The sequence below is a fragment of the Nodosilinea sp. P-1105 genome, from assembly GCF_012911975.1.
GTDB lineage: Bacteria > Cyanobacteriota > Cyanobacteriia > Phormidesmidales > Phormidesmidaceae > Nodosilinea.
Genome location: NZ_SMDQ01000011.1, coordinates 91,588 through 107,714 on the forward strand (window position 1 = coordinate 91,588; position 16,127 = coordinate 107,714).

15 protein-coding genes are annotated in these 16,127 nt (G+C 53.3%); 10 read left to right on the forward strand and 5 right to left on the reverse strand.

The genetic code is table 11. The annotated features are described in order from the left end of the window. The first annotated feature begins 453 nt into the window (after nt 1-453). Together E1H13_RS07395 and codA are read left to right on the forward strand one after the other, a co-directional pair. Nucleotides 454-642: a replication restart DNA helicase PriA gene (locus E1H13_RS07395; protein WP_206070160.1), complete on the forward strand. Its 189-nt coding sequence runs from the start codon at nt 454-456 to the stop codon at nt 640-642. A 217-nt stretch (nt 643-859) separates the two neighbouring features. Next, nucleotides 860-2,128 carry a cytosine deaminase gene (codA, locus tag E1H13_RS07400; RefSeq protein WP_169612761.1) on the forward strand — a complete coding sequence of 423 codons (1,269 nt, stop codon included), beginning with the start codon at nt 860-862 and terminating at the stop codon, nt 2,126-2,128. A gap of 3 nt (nt 2,129-2,131) precedes the next feature. On the opposite strand, the gene E1H13_RS07405 is transcribed toward codA, so the two are convergent. Continuing rightward, nucleotides 2,132-2,332 carry a hypothetical protein gene (locus tag E1H13_RS07405; RefSeq protein ID WP_169612762.1) on the reverse strand — a complete coding sequence of 67 codons (201 nt, stop codon included), beginning with the start codon at nt 2,330-2,332 and terminating at the stop codon, nt 2,132-2,134. A gap of 77 nt (nt 2,333-2,409) precedes the next feature. Between E1H13_RS07405 and E1H13_RS07410 the strand changes: the two genes are divergently transcribed. From E1H13_RS07410 to E1H13_RS07435, 6 genes are all read left to right on the forward strand, one after another. Next, nucleotides 2,410-3,999: a hypothetical protein gene (locus tag E1H13_RS07410; protein ID WP_169612763.1), complete on the forward strand. Its 1,590-nt coding sequence runs from the start codon at nt 2,410-2,412 to the stop codon at nt 3,997-3,999. Nucleotides 4,000-4,249: 250 nt separating this feature from the next. Continuing rightward, nucleotides 4,250-4,585: a DUF6825 family protein gene (locus E1H13_RS07415; protein WP_169612764.1), complete on the forward strand. Its 336-nt coding sequence runs from the start codon at nt 4,250-4,252 to the stop codon at nt 4,583-4,585. Between the two features lie 234 nt (nt 4,586-4,819). Beyond that, on the forward strand, nt 4,820-6,571 hold the full coding sequence (locus tag E1H13_RS07420) for an AarF/ABC1/UbiB kinase family protein (protein WP_169612789.1): 1,752 nt from the start codon (nt 4,820-4,822) through the stop codon (nt 6,569-6,571). Nucleotides 6,572-6,592: 21 nt separating this feature from the next. After that, nucleotides 6,593-7,345: a PP2C family serine/threonine-protein phosphatase gene (locus tag E1H13_RS07425; protein ID WP_169612765.1), complete on the forward strand. Its 753-nt coding sequence runs from the start codon at nt 6,593-6,595 to the stop codon at nt 7,343-7,345. 549 nt (nt 7,346-7,894) lie between these two features. Beyond that, the gene (locus E1H13_RS07430; protein ID WP_169612766.1) at nt 7,895-8,089 is read left to right on the forward strand and encodes an NblA/ycf18 family protein; all 195 of its coding nucleotides are present in this window, start codon (nt 7,895-7,897) and stop codon (nt 8,087-8,089) included. A 556-nt stretch (nt 8,090-8,645) separates the two neighbouring features. Next, on the forward strand, nt 8,646-9,518 hold the full coding sequence (locus tag E1H13_RS07435; RefSeq protein WP_169612767.1) for a universal stress protein: 873 nt from the start codon (nt 8,646-8,648) through the stop codon (nt 9,516-9,518). Nucleotides 9,519-9,540: 22 nt separating this feature from the next. Here E1H13_RS07435 and E1H13_RS07440 read toward each other — a convergent pair whose 3' ends face one another. From E1H13_RS07440 to E1H13_RS07455, 4 genes are all read right to left on the reverse strand, one after another. Beyond that, nucleotides 9,541-11,082 (reverse strand): serine/threonine-protein kinase, encoded by a 1,542-nt coding sequence (locus E1H13_RS07440; RefSeq protein ID WP_169612768.1) that lies wholly within the window; start codon nt 11,080-11,082, stop codon nt 9,541-9,543. A 179-nt stretch (nt 11,083-11,261) separates the two neighbouring features. Further along, the gene (locus E1H13_RS07445; RefSeq protein WP_169612769.1) at nt 11,262-11,723 is read right to left on the reverse strand and encodes a hypothetical protein; all 462 of its coding nucleotides are present in this window, start codon (nt 11,721-11,723) and stop codon (nt 11,262-11,264) included. Nucleotides 11,724-11,922: 199 nt separating this feature from the next. Beyond that, nucleotides 11,923-13,065 (reverse strand): anhydro-N-acetylmuramic acid kinase, encoded by a 1,143-nt coding sequence (locus E1H13_RS07450; protein ID WP_169612770.1) that lies wholly within the window; start codon nt 13,063-13,065, stop codon nt 11,923-11,925. Nucleotides 13,066-13,116: 51 nt separating this feature from the next. Then, nucleotides 13,117-13,821 (reverse strand): TrkA family potassium uptake protein, encoded by a 705-nt coding sequence (locus E1H13_RS07455; RefSeq protein ID WP_169612771.1) that lies wholly within the window; start codon nt 13,819-13,821, stop codon nt 13,117-13,119. A gap of 153 nt (nt 13,822-13,974) precedes the next feature. Between E1H13_RS07455 and E1H13_RS07460 the strand changes: the two genes are divergently transcribed. After that, nucleotides 13,975-15,138 carry a GuaB3 family IMP dehydrogenase-related protein gene (locus E1H13_RS07460; protein ID WP_169612772.1) on the forward strand — a complete coding sequence of 388 codons (1,164 nt, stop codon included), beginning with the start codon at nt 13,975-13,977 and terminating at the stop codon, nt 15,136-15,138. Between the two features lie 524 nt (nt 15,139-15,662). Further along, entirely contained in the window at nt 15,663-15,983 is a 321-nt protein-coding gene (trxA, locus tag E1H13_RS07465; protein ID WP_169612773.1) for a thioredoxin, read from the forward strand. Nucleotides 15,984-16,127 lie beyond the last annotated feature (144 nt).

The following is a 16,127-nucleotide window of genomic DNA, read 5'->3' on the forward strand; positions in this document are numbered from 1 at the left end:
CCGTCGAAAGATACAGATTTTCTTAAGATTTCTGACTTAGGATGACTTACCGTCGCCCTTTTAAGAACACAACATTGTAGGTTGTCGAATTTAATCAGTTTCAGCTGATGGGGCGCTGATTAGTGGTGGTTAACTTGATGGGATCCACCTATCTTAGTAATTGTTTTTCATGATCCCCACCCCTGGGGAAACTTAAGAAGAGGTCAGATTTTGCCTGGCTTGGCGATCGCCTAGAGCGGGGGGATCGCCTATTCTGAAATGATCCCATGGTTAAGTATTTATGAAATGACGTTGCGCCCGCTGACGAGACTTGACATAATGATGAGTAAGGTAAACCGATTTTTCTTTTGCAAAGGCCTCGCAATGAAGTTTCTCGTTGCGGGCTTATTTTTACCTAACCCAACTTTAAAAACATGCCAAAGTTCATAGCTAAAAAGTAGCCGGAGTCACAAAATGATTTGCAATTCTCAACAGGTCCACTGTCCTAACTGTGGTGCTCTGGCCGAGCGGCACCAGATCGATCCCGATCAGTTGGTGCGCACCCAATGTCCTGCCTGTGATTATTTGATGATTACCTGCGCTAGGACTGGCAGGGTGATTGAAGCCTATGCTCCGGGGTTATTTGCCAGTGCGGCTCGCTAGCTACAGCTCGCTAGCCAGTAACCACGATCGCTGCGCTGTCTCGTCCTGAGTTATCCCATTGTATTCCCTCGCTGGTCGGCCGACCTAGGTCGGCCAGTTGTGGTATGGGCCGATCTTGATCCCTACCAGCATCGCTACCGGCCGCAGCCAAAAAATTCGCTCTAGCCAGAAATTTCGGTTTAGAGTTTAGGCATGGCGTTCACCCAGGGCAAGATTTATGACAATCGAGGGGACAACTGAGGGCATTGACCTAATTCTGCGGCAGTGTCGGCTGGTGGGCGCCCCCGATCTGGTCGATATTGCCATCTCTGATGGCCGCATCTATGCCATCTCCCCTCGTCTGGAGGTACTGGCGGCTCAGGAACTGGCGATCGCGGGCCGATTAGTCAGCCCACCCTTTGTGGAATCTCATATTCATCTAGACTCGGCCCTGACGGCCGGACAACCCCGCTGGAACCAAAGCGGCACCCTGTTCGAAGGAATTGATATTTGGCGCGATCGCAAGCAGTCCTTGACCCTAGAGGACGTCAAAACTCGGGCGATCGCCACCCTCAAGCAGCAAGCACAGCAGGGGGTGCTGTTTGTGCGCACCCATGCCGATGTCAGTGAACCTAACTTGATTGCCCTTCAGGCCCTGCTTGAGGTGCGGGATGCCGTTAAAGATTGGATCACCGTGCAGGTGGTCGCCTTTCCTCAAGATGGCATCTATGGTAGCGACGGCAACGATGCACTCCTAGAAACCGCCCTGAAGCTCGGAGCCGATGCCGTTGGCGGCATTCCTCACTACGAAATGACCCGAGAAGACGGGGTGCAATCAGTCCACCGTATCTTTGAACTGGCCCATCGCTATGACACCCTGATCGACATTCACTGCGACGAAATTGACGACGATCAATCCCGATTCCTAGAAGTGGTCGCCGCTAGCGCCACGCGATCGGGACTAGGGGCAAGAGTCACGGCCAGCCACACCACCGCCTTGGCCTCCTACAACAATGCCTACGCCATGAAGCTGATGGGCCTATTAGCCAAATCCGGCATCAATTTCATTGCTAATCCACTGATCAACATTACCCTGCAAGGACGGACAGATACCTATCCCAAACGACGCGGGGTGACACGGGTCAAAGAACTCTGGCAGCAGGGGCTGAATGTCAGCTTAGGCCATGACTGTGTCCAAGATCCCTGGTATAGCTTGGGCACCGGCAACATGTTGACAGTGGCCGCAATGGCCGTCCATGTCTGTCAGATGACAGGCCAAGCCGAAATTGACGCCTGCTATGACATGGTGACCATGAATGGGGCCAAGACCCTCAAAGTAGAATCTGACTATGGCATCGCCGTCGGTCGCCCGGCCAATCTGATAGTGTTAGATGCCGAAACTCCTTACGATGCTATTCGACGCACCGCCACCGTCACCCAAGTGATTTCCCGGGGGCGGCTATTGGTGGAAACCCAGCCCTCGGTATCCACCTGGTATGGAAATTAGCGTCTATGGGCCTGCTGGGTCCGAGAGCCAGTTTTGCAGCTGTTCCCATAGCGACCCAGGTCCAACCCCCAAAACAAAGTACAAGACCAGCAACACAAAGCCAATAAACAACGCCATTTGCAGCGTATTCCTAATCAGCTTAAACACCCAACCAAACACCAAGATAGCGACAACAATCGCTCCTAGGACAATCAGTAGCTCCATCTATCTATGCCTCCCGCAACAGGTGTTAAAGTGGCAGGGAAATCCACCACTTGCAGCCATTCGGCTTTTCTGCGCCTATGACCCTCGCCCTTGGCACTGCCCTCAAACATGGCTCCTATGTGATTGATGCCCAGGGCATCGACGACACCATTGGTCCAGTGTATTTGGCCACCCATGTGCCTAAAGGTGAATGGGTCCAGTTGCGCATTCTGGGTAGTCGCCATCCCGAAGCTATCCCTCCAACTGAGGTCCGACAAGGGTTTTATCACCATCTGGAGACCCTGCCCACCTGGCAACATCCTTTATTATCAGGGGTATTATCGGGGTTTGAAGAAGACGGGGTATGCTACCAAACCTTACCCACCACCCTAGGGGTGCCCTTGTCCCGGTTGGTATCGCCTCAGGTGCCATTCCCTGTTGATCGTAGCCTGGCTCTGATGCATCAACTCTACAGCGGGTTAAACGTCCTACGATCCTTTGGTTGGGGGGGCTTGCGTTTGCATTTAGACCAATTCTGGCAGGGGGCCGATGGCCAAACCTTGACGTTCGTCGGATTTGATTTGCCCCCCGCAGAGCCAGCGGATGACGCTACCCTAGAGCCAGCTGTGGTAAAGGCTCTAAGTCGCCTGCTTTATACCCTGCTTACCGGTTACCCAGCGGCAGCCACCCAAGCTCCTTTAGCGGTGGATATGCGCCACCGTCAGCCTAGTCTGCCCCCCAGCCTGGATGCACTGGTGGAACCTGGTAGTCATGGTGCTGCCCCCCTCTCCTTGGCCGCTTGGGGGGCGTTACTTCCCTCCCTCAACCAGATGTCACCGGCCTCGAATACCCAAGCCATCCAGCCAACTCCACCGCCCCCCCAGCCTGTGCCTGCCCCCAGCCCTCATGCCCAATCCACAGGTGGGGGAATCACCCATCCTGCATCCCAAGGCGCTCCTACAACTCAAATTCTGGCCCCTCATCAGCCCCCAGTCGGTCAGCGACGCTCGGCTTGGACACCCTTGGCCCTAGGGTTAACAGGCCTGGTGGCCAGTTTAGCTGGGCTTAGTCTGGGCCTCTATGCTCGCTTACAACCCGCCAACGTTTCGTCGTCCCCGGCTGCGGATCGCTTCAACCCCAATCAGTCCTTCCCTTCCTTACCTGACTGGTCAGAGAACACCCTCTGGCAGCCTTGGGATCAAGCCCCTAGTTTGCGTCGCCGACCGAACTATGGCGATGCTCCCCCCAGCCGCTTCGAAGAGACCCAACCTAACTCAGCCCCGGAGTTGGGCCTACCGTCTACCCCCCAGCCCCAAGTGCCAGCCCCAGATCCCACCGCTGCGCCACCCATGCCCGACCCAGAACCAGCTCCAAGGGAACGGCGGCCAGATCCTGTAGAAGCCGCTCCTTCTCCCCCCCCAGAGGGAACATCCAACGGCGGCACTCAGCGGCGAGAAGCCGCTCCGCCGGTTGATCCGCCGCCGCCCCTAGCGCCCCCTTCCTTACCTCAGGCCCCAGCCCCCTCCCCATCTCCCTCTTCTGGAGCTACCCCAGGTGCCGCCCCAGGGATATCGGCTCCAGCCCCTCCAACCAATCACACTCGCCCTGCTGCTCCTGCCCCTGGGGACTCGCAAGTTAATCAAGTCCCAGCGTCATTCCCGCACAGGCGGGAATCCCTGATGGGATAGCGGCTCTAGCGGGTACTTTATGGTGAGCTGCATCCCCAAGCTCTAGCTAAGCGTATTACAGCAAATACTTTATGTGTGTCATCCATGGTGTGTCATCCATGGCCTAAAGATGGTTGAGCCCATAAGTGGGCTTGTATCTGCTGAGATGTTTGGTTCAGAAACCCAGCTACCCTCCGGGTTTATCATGGGCTGAAGATGTTAAGAGGGTTATAATTTTATAAACCTAGGTAAGCATCCACTGAGGATAACTATGAGCGACCCTATGCTGCACGCATTTTTTGTTGGCCGCGCCTTGGCCGAGGTGCTCAACGAGCAGGCCGAACGTCTGGTCACAGACAGCTTAAGCCTGCTGGGTAAGTTTGATGCGGAGCAGCGCGAACGCCTGCGACAATTGACAGAGGATGTGATGGCCCGGGCCCAGCAAGCGGAAGCGGAAGCGGCTCAGACTGCCTCTGGGGTAATTTCCACCGCTGGCTCTGGTACAGATGGCTCATCAACCCAAGATTTACAAGCCACCATCGATACCTTACGGGCCGAGGTTGCTCAAGTGCGGGTGGCGCTGCAGCAATATCGCACCACGGTCTGAGGGCTAGGGGCCATCTGTAGCTCCTCACCCAATCAACCTGGCTGTTATGTTCAAGGGGTGACAGCCAAGTTTTTTGATGGGCTGAGTTATCGTCTTATATAGAACCGGACTAAGGGTATAGGAGTTTGAGTGTCCGCTGTTTCAGATTCATCTGCACCGCCTGTGGCTGACTCATTACCGCAAGGGGATGGGAAAGATGTCGTGGGCCAATCTCAGGACGTCCTGCCGGAGATTATGGGAGCATCGTCGGCCCATAGCTCTGCCTCAAACGGCCATGTTGCGGTTTCTACCGTAGAAAAACCTTTGGTATTTACCCAAGACGCTTACCGGTGGAACCGAGGTCACTATTCTCGCCAGCGGCGATTTGTGGATATCTGGGGATTTGTGCTGCGGTTGCTAGGGGCTCGGTGGCTCTATGGTAAAGCTTGGAGCTATGGGGGCACGATCACTCCAGAGAAACAAGCGGCCCGCCGCCGTCGGTTAGCTGTTTGGATTCGACAGACACTGTTGGAACTAGGTCCCACCTTCATTAAAGTTGGGCAGCTTTTTTCGACTCGGGCAGATATTTTCCCGATTGAGTTTGTTGAAGAGCTCTCGAAGCTGCAAGACCGAGTACCAGCCTTTAGTTATGAGCAAGCCCGCCAGATCATTGAGACTGATCTGGGCAAGCCTATTCAAACCCTTTACCGCACCTTTGATCCAATTCCCCTAGCCGCAGCCAGCCTTGGTCAAGTGCATCGGGCTCAGCTTCACAATGGCGAAGAGGTGGTGGTCAAGGTACAGCGACCGGGCTTAAAGGCACTATTTACGATTGATCTGTCTATTCTCAAAGGCATTGCTCACTATTTCCAAAATCACCCTAACTGGGGCAAGGGCCGAGACTGGGTCGGCATTTACGAAGAATGCTGTCGCATTTTGTGGCAAGAAATTGATTATCTAAATGAAGGTCGCAACGCTGATACTTTCAGGCGAAACTTTCGCCAAGCAGACTGGGTGAATGTGCCCCGGGTATTTTGGCGGTTTACCTCGCCTCGGGTGCTGACCCTGGAATATATGCCAGGGATTAAAATCAGCCACTACGATGCTCTGGAGGCCGCCGGTCTAGATCGTAAGCGGCTAGCTCAACTAGGCGCTCAAGCCTATTTACACCAGCTCTTGGGTGAGGGTTTCTTCCATGCTGATCCTCATCCCGGTAACATTGCTGTCAGCCTAGACGGTTCCCTGATTTTCTATGACTTTGGCATGATGGGCCAGGTTCAGCCGGTGACGCGCCAGCGGTTAATGGGAACGTTTGTGGGTGTTGCCCAGCGTAATGCTGATCAAGTCATGGATTCCCTGATTGAGCTGGGGGCTCTGGCTGAAGTGGAAGACATGAGCCCAGTCCGTCGTTCTATCCAATATATTTTGGATAATTTCATGGACAAACCCTTTGAGGAGCAGTCCATTGATGCCATTAGCGACGACTTGTATGCGGTGGCCTACGACCAGCCCTTCCGATTTCCGGCCACCTTCACCTTTGTGATGCGGGCGTTTTCTACCCTAGAAGGGGTTGGCAAAGGGCTTGATCCCGAGTTTAATTTTATGGAGGCGGCTAAGCCGTTTGCGGCACAGCTTATGAATACTGGCAATTCGACCGATGGTACCAATAGCCTATTGGGGGAAATTAGCCGTCAAGCAGCCCAGGTCAGTACATCGGCCCTAGGCTTGCCCAGACGCATTGAAGATACTCTCGATAAGCTAGAACGGGGAGATATTCGAGTGCGGGTGCGATCAATTGAAACTGATCGCGCCTTGCGGCGCATTAGTGGCGTTAGCATGGCTAATAACTATGCTATTTTGGTGGGCGCGTTCACCCTTTCAGCAACTGGGTTACTATTGTCTGAATTAGCCTGGTTAGCGCTACTGCCTGGGGCGTTAGCTCTGGTCACAGGGATAGCCTTTATCCGATCGGTGATGAAAGTAAACCGGGCTGACCGGCTGCCTTAACCCTTACGTAACCCATATGTTATGGTAGATTGCCAGTTTTCAGGATTGTCTGATCCTGGGTTGGTGCGCACGAGCAACCAGGATGACTACTACATTGATCCTGATGGGCGCTTCTTTATTGTGGCCGATGGCATGGGTGGGCATGCTGGCGGGCAAGAGGCCAGCCGATTAGCCACAATAACCATCAAAACCTTTCTAGACCAGCATTGGCACGGCGAAGTGCCGACAGAAACCCTGCTGAAAAAAGCGCTTGGTCAGGCGAATATGGCCATTTTGGCTGACCAGCGTCGCTATCCTGAGCGGGCGGATATGGGTACCACTGTGGTTATCTTGACCTTTCGTGACCAGGATGCCCAACCCTGGTGCGCCCATGTCGGCGATTCTCGCCTATATCGTCTTCGAGGTCATTTGCTTGAGCAACTGACAGAAGACCACACCTGGATTGCCCGAGCCATTCGAGAAGGGGAGTTAACGGCCCTAGAGTCTCGCAATCATCCCTGGCGCCATGTCCTTTCCCAGTGCCTAGGACGGGAAGATTTAGCCCAGATTGAGGTGCAGCCTATTCAGGTGCAGTCTGGCGATCGCCTGATGTTGTGCAGTGATGGCCTCACTGAAGAATTGTCAGATCATTTAATTGCCTCGCAACTTAAGTCCGTGCGGGCTTGTGAGGCCGCTGCAACGGCCCTGGTTAATGCCGCCAAGCAGCGGGGAGGGCGGGACAACATTACGGTCGTGGTCGTCAATCTACTGGCTGAGAAAGCGTCTGCTTCCTAGCCTAGTGGTCTGTCAAGCTTAAATCTGGAGGTTGGGTGAAATGCTAGTAAACCTAACAGGGCTTACTGCTGTTGGGTTTGCTCCCCTGGCGACGCTGAGTCCAGAGCACACCCTACGCGAACGCGAACACTTCATTCCACCCAACTGCCGAGAGCTCTCATGATCTGATTTGACAAACCACTAGGCCTCCGTACCAGGGCCTGTGGCTACAACAGCTAAAAAATCCAGAAAGAAGTTTACTCTGAGCATTTTTACTTAGAGACAGTTGGTAAATAAGTGTAAAACCAGGGTAGGGAGGTGACGTCTGTGGGATGAATTGCTATAGCCCCTTTTGATCCCAAAGACGGATGCACTATTGTCAAATGATTGTTATATTTCGTAAAATGATCAGCAATGGTACATTCCCATGTTGTGGTTATGGCCAGGTCCGATCTCTCATGTCGTGGCTTTTTGGCTAACTATCCAGTTTCTAGGCCTTTGCAGGCTGGATTCTGGTTTAGGGCTATTGATCCCCGTTTGGGGGTGTTGTTCTCTCTCAGGAGTAAATCCATGAATGAACCGATGCAACTCTCTTTGGAACAGCAGTTCAACCTCAAGTCTTTCGAGACCCAGGTTGACAAAATGAGCCGAGAACAGGCTCAGCAGTTCCTGGTTAAGCTTTATGAGCAAATGATGATGCGGGAAACCATGTATAAACACTTTTTGAAGCATGAGTGGGGTATTGGCCCTAACCCGCAGATTTAGTCCCATAGCCGACCGTCCGAGTTAACGCACTGAAGACGGCGACCTCCCTCTCTCGCAAGGTTCTGAGAATCAGGCTGGGGATGTTGGGGCGTCAGCTTCGATGCTTGTCACTAATTCTATAGTTCTACTTCTTCTTGCTGATTTTTAAGACCTAGCTTTATGATCCGTCCAGGGCGGATGTTAGAGCATAATTTTATTCAAAGACAAAGAAACACTGGAAGCAATAAAGCCTAGGAACATAGGTAGATTTCAGGGTTATCTGGGATGTCATGCCATTGATCTGCATGATGGTCGTCATTGGATTGACTGATCCTATGGCAACTGAAGGCTGCACTCATCACTTATCTTTCTAGGAACCTATCTCCAAAAGGGTGCTGACGCAGCTGTGATAGAGCTGAGTCTGGTTAACGAACCGGTCAGGACCTTCTGGGTTAAATGCCTCGTTCAGGGGTTATGGTAATAAATAAGGCCAAAACTGTAGCCCTTTGAGGGCATGGTTGGTGTGGATGGCAATCGGCTTGCCTTGTACCCATTGTCTTACCCAGAAGAGGAGATTATGTTTCGACGGGCTCTGATTTGTACGGACTTTACCGATGGCATCTATCGTTTGGCTCAGTTTGCACCAAGCCTGGCCAAGGGAGGGTTTCAGTCACTGATCTTTTTTCACAATGTGCCGATTGAGACAGAGCGGGAAATTCCTCGGGAAGAGCCTGAAAAACTGGCGGAGGCTAAAGACCAGTTGACCCAACTGCTAAGGGAAGTGCCGGAGGACGTAGAGGTTGTCGTTGAAGTCCTGATGGGGCGCCCTGGCGATAATATTGTGCGGTTGGCCAAGCAGTACCAGGTGGATGTCATCTTTCTAGGAACACCCACCCGCACCATGTTGGAAGAAAAGCTGTTTGGCAGCACAACCACACAGCTGTCAGAAAAATCTGGTGTACCATTGATCATTTTACGCCCTCAGCTGGTTGCTACCTACACGACAGAAGAACTGTCCTTGCGCTGTCGTCATCTCTTCCGGTATCTGCTGCTCCCCTATGATGGTTCCCCTGGAAGCAAAGTACTGGTCGACTATATTCGCAAACAAGTGCAAAACAACCCGAATTCAGTATTGGAGAGGGTCAGATTACTACGGGTGATCGACGATACTGTTCGTCGAGAACTGCAGGGAGATCATCCGATGCAGGAGGCCCAGCAAGAGTTGGAACAAGTACAAGCCGACTTGGCGGCTTTGAACCTGGTGGTTAACATTAACATCGTCAAAGGGGATCCCATTCAGGAAATTATGGCTGTAGCCGAAAAGCATGACATTGGGGCGATCGCCATTTGTTCAAGCGATGGTGGAGGACTGTTTAAGTGGTCGGCCCCTAGCCTAGCTCGGGAGGTGTTGCGCCAGAGTTGGCACCCGGTATTGTACATCCCGTCCTAATAAACCCCTGCCTTGGCATCCCTTACTCTGACCAATTAGCACCAGTATCCACATAGATAGACTCTAGCTTTTGCAGCACCCGAGGCTTAAGGGCTGTGTTCAGCTCATTGCGCAACAGGTCTCGGCTGGTGGCGGTAGCGCCGAGGGAAGGTCGGCTACGGGCTGTGATCGCCCACTCTTGCAACATACTGCATTGGGGTTGGGCAACGGTGCAGGTGAGCACATGGGCACAGCGGCGGGGGTTCTCTAGGGCAAACAGGAGAAGTTTATAGACGCCAGTCTGCCCCAGGAGCCCTGCTATTGTTTGCCCTTGGGAAGTTTTGAGGTCAATGTAGCAGGGCAACCAGCGAGCCCCATGGGCACTGCTATATAACACGGTCAACCACAGCATCATGGGATGGGGAGACATGGTGCAGATGAAGGTGTTATAACGCGTGCTAATCAGCCGTCGGTTAATCTCCACTCCAGGCATCATGGCCCATAGGGTAGCTAAGTTCCCCTGGCTACTGGGCAACAGGTGAGGAAAGACAATTTCAGCAATCGGCTTGGTTTGCGGCCAGACGGTAAGACGACAGGCTTGGTCTTCGGCTAACCCTTCTTCTGGGGAGGGCTGGCGGGTTACTGGTACCCGGGTCAGGGTGGTGCCAATCCGCTGACTAATACGAAAGCCGTTAACATAGCGAGACTCGAGGGGCTCCAGAGCCTGCAAGATAGCTTGAATGTTATGGGGGCGATCGCTGGGCTGTTTCGCCATACAGCCTAGCACCAGGTCTTCTAGAAGCTTAGGAATCTTAAGGTTGCCGTCTACATCGCTGATGCGCTTTGGGGTGTCTTGTTGATGCACCTTGTACCAGCCACCAAAGGTGTGACTATTGGCCCTCAGGGGTAAATGGCCAGTCAGCATCTGGAACATTAAGATGCCCAGGCTATAAATGTCGGAACGGTTATCGAGTTCTAGGCCCTCCATCTGTTCAGGGGAGGCATAGGCCAGGGTACCCATAAAGCAGTTGGTTTGATCGCTGCCTGTTTGTACCAACTTGGCGATGCCAAAGTCTAGGATTTTTGCCAGTTCCCCTAGGGTCGGATCCTGGATAATCATGATGTTGCTGGGCTTGATATCCCGATGGATAATTGGCACTGGCTCGGCTTGCCCTTTGAGGGTAATGCCGTCATGGGCGGCCTGTAGCCCCAGGCACAGTTGACGGATCAGCCCCAGAAACCGAGGAATGGGCAAGGGTTCCTGGTTAATTAGCTGGCTTAAACTTTGCCCTTTGAGGTACTCCATGACGTAAAACGGAACTCCGTCTTCGTTGACGCCATAGTCTGTTACTCGGACAACGTGAATACTTTTTTGTCCTAGCTGGGCACAGGTCATTGCTTCTTGCATGAAGCGTTGCCTTAGACTTTCCCCAGGCAAGGTTTGCGATAAAAATTTAACGGCAACTTTGACCCCGCCCAGCAGGGTATCTTCGGCCAGGTAAACCCTGCCCATCGACCCCTGCCCCAGGGGCTCCATGAGTTCGTAGCGATTTGCTAACTGACAACCTAAGTTTGAATCAACCATTAGCTTTGAGCTAACCACTGTGGCGTATATCTCTAGCATGCCCATTTAGACAACCGTTAGACCGAAATTGGCACCAAGTCTCAGGCTCTTGTTAGGTTTTGGACGGTTGACCTAATCATTTACATACTCTGGCACGCACACCCTGATAAGACCCCTTGCACTTAGAGGCTAACTCGATACTAACTCCCAGGTGTACCCGAACCTTGTAATTGCAGCGTCGCTTCCATGGCACTGGTAAGGTAGTGCCCGGTCATAATGCCGCTGGATAAATGATATTGCTGCTGATTCAGCCGATACAGGGTTTCAAAACCAGTTCGGCGTTGGCGATCGCCCAAGGCCCAATACCGTTGAATAATGGAGTCAGGAGCCACCCAGCCTTCGCCTTCTACCCGCCCCAATAGGCTGTGCTGTAGCACAAAGGTATACTGGCAGTCTCCGCTAGTCAGCCGACCCCGATACTGCAAGGCCATTTCCTGGGGCTGGGCATCGGGAAAAATCAATTTCATCACCATCGTAAACCAGTCGTCCCGGCTCCAGGCGACCAAAATTTTCCCCTTGACAGGCACCGGTAGTCGGTCTCGTTCAATCCAACTGCCTTGCAATGTCCAACGTCCTGGTTCAATTAAAAAGCTATGAACCACGGGCTGCTCCCCAAACCATACATCCCCACTATGCTATGGCGCTCATTGTTCTGGCGCTAACGGCTCTATCCGGCATCATTTTGGTGAGCATCCAGACTATGCTCCCTGACTCAGTTTAGCCCAAGTCTAAGCTGGCGTCTGACGCTGATCGCTGGAATATCTTAAGCGCAGTCCATACTAGATAATCAGCTAGAAGGCTCTACGGATAGTTAAGGTGCCCTAGCACAACCGGTAAAGTAGCCCCGGTCACGGTGGGTAAGTTCCCTGGAAACCGCTGCCAGTGCCAAAAGCCTAGGACGGCAAAGGCGATCGCCTCTTTATAGCTGGCCGATAGGCCGACTACATCCGTCGACATCACCGGACAGTCTGGGCAGTAGGCCTGGAGTCGGTCCATCAGCACTGGGTTGCGACTGCCACCGCCCCCCACCAAAATGGCATCTGGTTGATCGGGTAAAAAGGTCAAGTATTCTTGGGCGATGGCGGCGGCTGTAAATTCTGTCAGGGTTGCCACCAGATCGGTCGGGCTCAGGCCCCGCTGCTGAGCCATAGGGAAACACTGGTTAAAAAAGCTCCAGCCAAACAGCTCCCGTCCAGTAGACTTGGGCGGGGGTTGGGCAAAGTAGGGGTGCTTTAGCCACTGCTGCACCAGGTCTAAGCATGCTGTGCCCTGAGACGCCCAGGTGCCGTCGCGATCGTAGGTTAGGGTGCCTTCAGATAGGGTAGTCATGGCAATGTCAATCAGTGAGTTGCCAGGGCCAGTATCCCACCCCAATACCTTAGGGGGGATCGCTTGCCGCTGGGGCCAGGGGGGCAGATAGGTGACATTGCCAATGCCGCCAATGTTCTGCACACAGCGCCGCTGCTGGGCATGGCTGAGCAAACACAGATCTACAATCGGCACTAGGGGAGCCCCTTCACCGCCAGCTTCCAGGTCGGCTCGGCGAAAATCACTGACCACAGGGCAGTTGACCTGACGGGCGATCGCCGCTCCCCGACCAAGTTGCACACTGTAGCCCAGGCGGTTGCCGGGCTCCACTGGCCGGTGAAACACCGTTTGGCCATGGGACGCCACTAAGTCGGTCGAGCCAGCTTGGGCCATCAACGCTTGGGCCGCCTGGACAAACTCATGGGCAATGGCATCGTCAAGGGTGGCTAGATCGGCCATGGCCAGGGGATGTCCAGCGCACACCTGGGTAATCTGCTGTTTTAAGTCGGTGGGGTAGGGATAGGTGAGACCATCGACGTAGTGGACGGTGATGGCATATCCTGCCCCCTCAATCTCCACCAGGGCGGCATCAATACCATCAATCGATGTGCCGCTAATTAGCCCAATAACCCGCATGGATAAACTGCCTGAAACGACGACGATAATCGAGATATCCGACTTGTGCAGCTAGACCGGTAACTTTTCTAGCCCCTTATTACTGCCAATGACCACCATTAATCCCCCAGATTGCAGGCGGGTGACAGGACTGGGGTTAATTTCAAATTTGTCAGCCTGGCCGTTTTGGCTGATAGCCAACAGGGTGAGCTCATAGCGGTTGCGCAAATCCAAATCCACGATGGTCTTTTGGTCGAAGGCTTCAGGTACCACTACCTCGGCAATGCTGTGGTCAGGGTCAATTTCAAATCGATCTAGAATCCCCGGGGAGGTGAGGGAGCGGGCCAACTCGCAGCCCATTTCATGTTCTGGGAACACCACATGGTCAGCCCCTACCCGGTCTAAAAGCTTGCCATGAATCTCTGACGATGCCTTGGCTACCACGTTTTTCACCCCTGCTTCCTTCAGGTTAAGGGTGGTAATGATGCTTTCTTCCACGTAGTTGCCGATCGCCACAATTACCGTATCAAAATCAGTAATGCCAGCTTCTTTCAGGGCACTGGGCTGGGTGGTATCCAGTTGGAGAGCATGGGCGGCGATTTGATCGGTCAGAGCCTGGCTAACTCGGCGTTCATCGGTATCGGCCGCTAACACCTCATAGCCTAGACCATGCAATGTACCGCACACGGCCCGGCCAAAACGGCCTAAGCCAATAACCGCAAACTGCCGATTCGGCGATCGCATTTTACGGAGAAAACTCAATGATGATAGGTTCACAGACATGCCTACAAGACGATAACAGGCCAGCTTTGAAACAATCTCTAACCTGTACCATTATTCACTACTAACTGTAGTTGCCGATGGAATTCCTTGCTCGCTGAGAATCCTTTTTTGCTAGGCTAGCCTAATGGTTTCGGGGAACAAATCGACGTGAATATGCAACTTGGTCGTGGCAAAACAGCTCGTAGAGCATATGGAATTGATGAAATTGCGCTGGTACCTGGCCCCAGAACTCTGGATCCCAGCTTAGCTGACACTCGTTGGCAGATCGGTGGGATTGAGCGGGAGATTCCAATTATCGCCAGTGCCATGGATGGCGTCATCGATGTGTCTATGGCAATCCAGTTATCTCAACTGGGGGCTCTAGGGGTTTTGAACTTAGAAGGCATTCAGACCCGTTACGAGAACCCCAACCCAGTCCTCGATAAAATTGCAGCCGTGGGCAAAGACGAGTTTGTGGGCTTGATGCAGTCGCTCTATGCCGAGCCAATTAAACCAGCCCTGATCAGTCAGCGAATTCAAGACATTAAGGCTGGGGGCGGCATTGCTGCGGTCAGCGTTACCCCTGCCGGCGCCGCCAAGTTTGGCGAGACCTTGGCCGCTGCCGGAGCCGACTTGGTATTCGTGCAGGCCACCGTGGTCTCCACGGCCCACCTCTCCCCTGAGTCGATCGCGCCCCTAGATTTGGCTAACTTTTGTGCCGCCATGCCTATGCCAGTGATCTTAGGCAACTGCGTCACCTATGATGTGGCCTTGAATTTGATGAAAGCTGGAGCGGCGGGCGTCCTGGTGGGCATTGGCCCAGGGGCAGCCTGTACCTCCCGGGGTGTGCTCGGTATTGGGGTGCCTCAGGCTACCGCTGTGGCTGACTGTGCCGCCGCCCGTGACGAGTATTTTCAGACCACAGGGCGCTATGTCACCCTGATTGCCGATGGCGGGTTAGTCACCGGGGGCGACATCTGCAAATGTATTGCCTGTGGGGCCGATGGGGTGATGATTGGGTCACCCTTTGCCCGAGCAGCTGAAGCCCCGGGGCGAGGGTTCCACTGGGGCATGGCCACCCCTAGCCCAGTGCTGCCCCGGGGCACCCGGATTCGGGTTGGCACCACGGGTAGCCTAGAGCAAATCTTGCGGGGGCCAGCCCAACTGGATGACGGCACCCACAACTTCCTAGGGGCATTGCAGACCAGCATGGGCACCCTAGGGGCCAAAAACCTGAAGGAAATGCAACAGGTGGAAGTGGTGATTGCCCCCTCGCTACTGACTGAGGGCAAGGTGTATCAGAAAGCTCAACAATTGGGGATGGGCAAGTAGCCGGTCACCTATCTGGCCAAGGATGCGTATCATTAGTCACCCAAACAGACAACTATTGGGTGGCAGATTTGCAATTGTCCACTGTAGAATATAAAAAACGGAACTAACATTCCGTTCACTCCTCACACCACACTCCGCCCAGGTCTTTTTGACTTGGGCGGTTTCTTATGTGGGGTGATGGTTAGAGCACCGGAACAGAAAACCGGCTTCGGCATCCCCAGACCAGCAAACATGTTATACATTTTGATCTAGAAATTCGGTGGCTAGCCACACTGTGCTGATGCCCTAGACATTTATTGCCCCCTCTCAGGTAGACCTGGTCATGGTTTGCCATCAGGCCCGGCAAAATTCCCCTTGAACCCAGCCTTAGCGGCTCCGCAGCCCTCTGGGATAGTCAGTTTTCTAATGTCAGTTCCCTGTAGATCAGGCCAATGTGTTCTATTCTGTTAGGCAATGGCTAAAAACCCTCCGTTTTTGGCTATGGTAAGATGGCGTGTGTTTAAGAAAGGCAAGGAAGACTAGGCATGGCAGCCGCTCAGGTCACAGATTCTACGTTTAAGCAAGAAGTTCTGGAAAGTACAGTTCCCGTCTTGGTCGACTTTTGGGCCCCTTGGTGTGGTCCATGTCGGATGGTTGCTCCGGTAGTAGAGGAGATTGCTGAGCAATATGACGGTCAAATCAAGGTGGTCAAGGTCAACACCGATGAAAATCCTAGTGTGGCCAGCCAATATGGTATTCGGAGCATTCCAACGCTGATGATTTTTAAGGATGGTCAGCGGGTAGATATGGTTGTTGGTGCCGTCCCTAAGACAACCCTGGCGAATACCCTCGAGAAGTATTTGTAAGTGTCACGAGCTGAAATTTGCATTCCATTAGTTACTTAGGGGAAAGTCGCCTCGTCAGAGTCGTGAAACCTGCTAAAGTGGCGGAGCCTTAAGACTTGTGTTTGAAGCTTGCATCAAACGCTTGTCTTAAGCAGTCGATATGTC

Bases quoted from the DNA above. Each gene is read 5' to 3' on its own strand.
- E1H13_RS07395 (WP_206070160.1), top strand. From the start codon at position 454: ATGATTTGCAATTCTCAACAGGTCCACTGTCCTAACTGTGGTGCTCTG.
- codA (WP_169612761.1), top strand. From the start codon at position 860: ATGACAATCGAGGGGACAACTGAGGGCATTGACCTAATTCTGCGGCAG.
- E1H13_RS07405 (WP_169612762.1), bottom strand. From the start codon at position 2,332: ATGGAGCTACTGATTGTCCTAGGAGCGATTGTTGTCGCTATCTTGGTG.
- E1H13_RS07410 (WP_169612763.1), top strand. From the start codon at position 2,410: ATGACCCTCGCCCTTGGCACTGCCCTCAAACATGGCTCCTATGTGATT.
- E1H13_RS07415 (WP_169612764.1), top strand. From the start codon at position 4,250: ATGAGCGACCCTATGCTGCACGCATTTTTTGTTGGCCGCGCCTTGGCC.
- E1H13_RS07420 (WP_169612789.1), top strand. From the start codon at position 4,820: ATGGGAGCATCGTCGGCCCATAGCTCTGCCTCAAACGGCCATGTTGCG.
- E1H13_RS07425 (WP_169612765.1), top strand. From the start codon at position 6,593: ATGGTAGATTGCCAGTTTTCAGGATTGTCTGATCCTGGGTTGGTGCGC.
- E1H13_RS07430 (WP_169612766.1), top strand. From the start codon at position 7,895: ATGAATGAACCGATGCAACTCTCTTTGGAACAGCAGTTCAACCTCAAG.
- E1H13_RS07435 (WP_169612767.1), top strand. From the start codon at position 8,646: ATGTTTCGACGGGCTCTGATTTGTACGGACTTTACCGATGGCATCTAT.
- E1H13_RS07440 (WP_169612768.1), bottom strand. From the start codon at position 11,082: ATGGTTGATTCAAACTTAGGTTGTCAGTTAGCAAATCGCTACGAACTC.
- E1H13_RS07450 (WP_169612770.1), bottom strand. From the start codon at position 13,065: ATGCGGGTTATTGGGCTAATTAGCGGCACATCGATTGATGGTATTGAT.
- trxA (WP_169612773.1), top strand. From the start codon at position 15,663: ATGGCAGCCGCTCAGGTCACAGATTCTACGTTTAAGCAAGAAGTTCTG.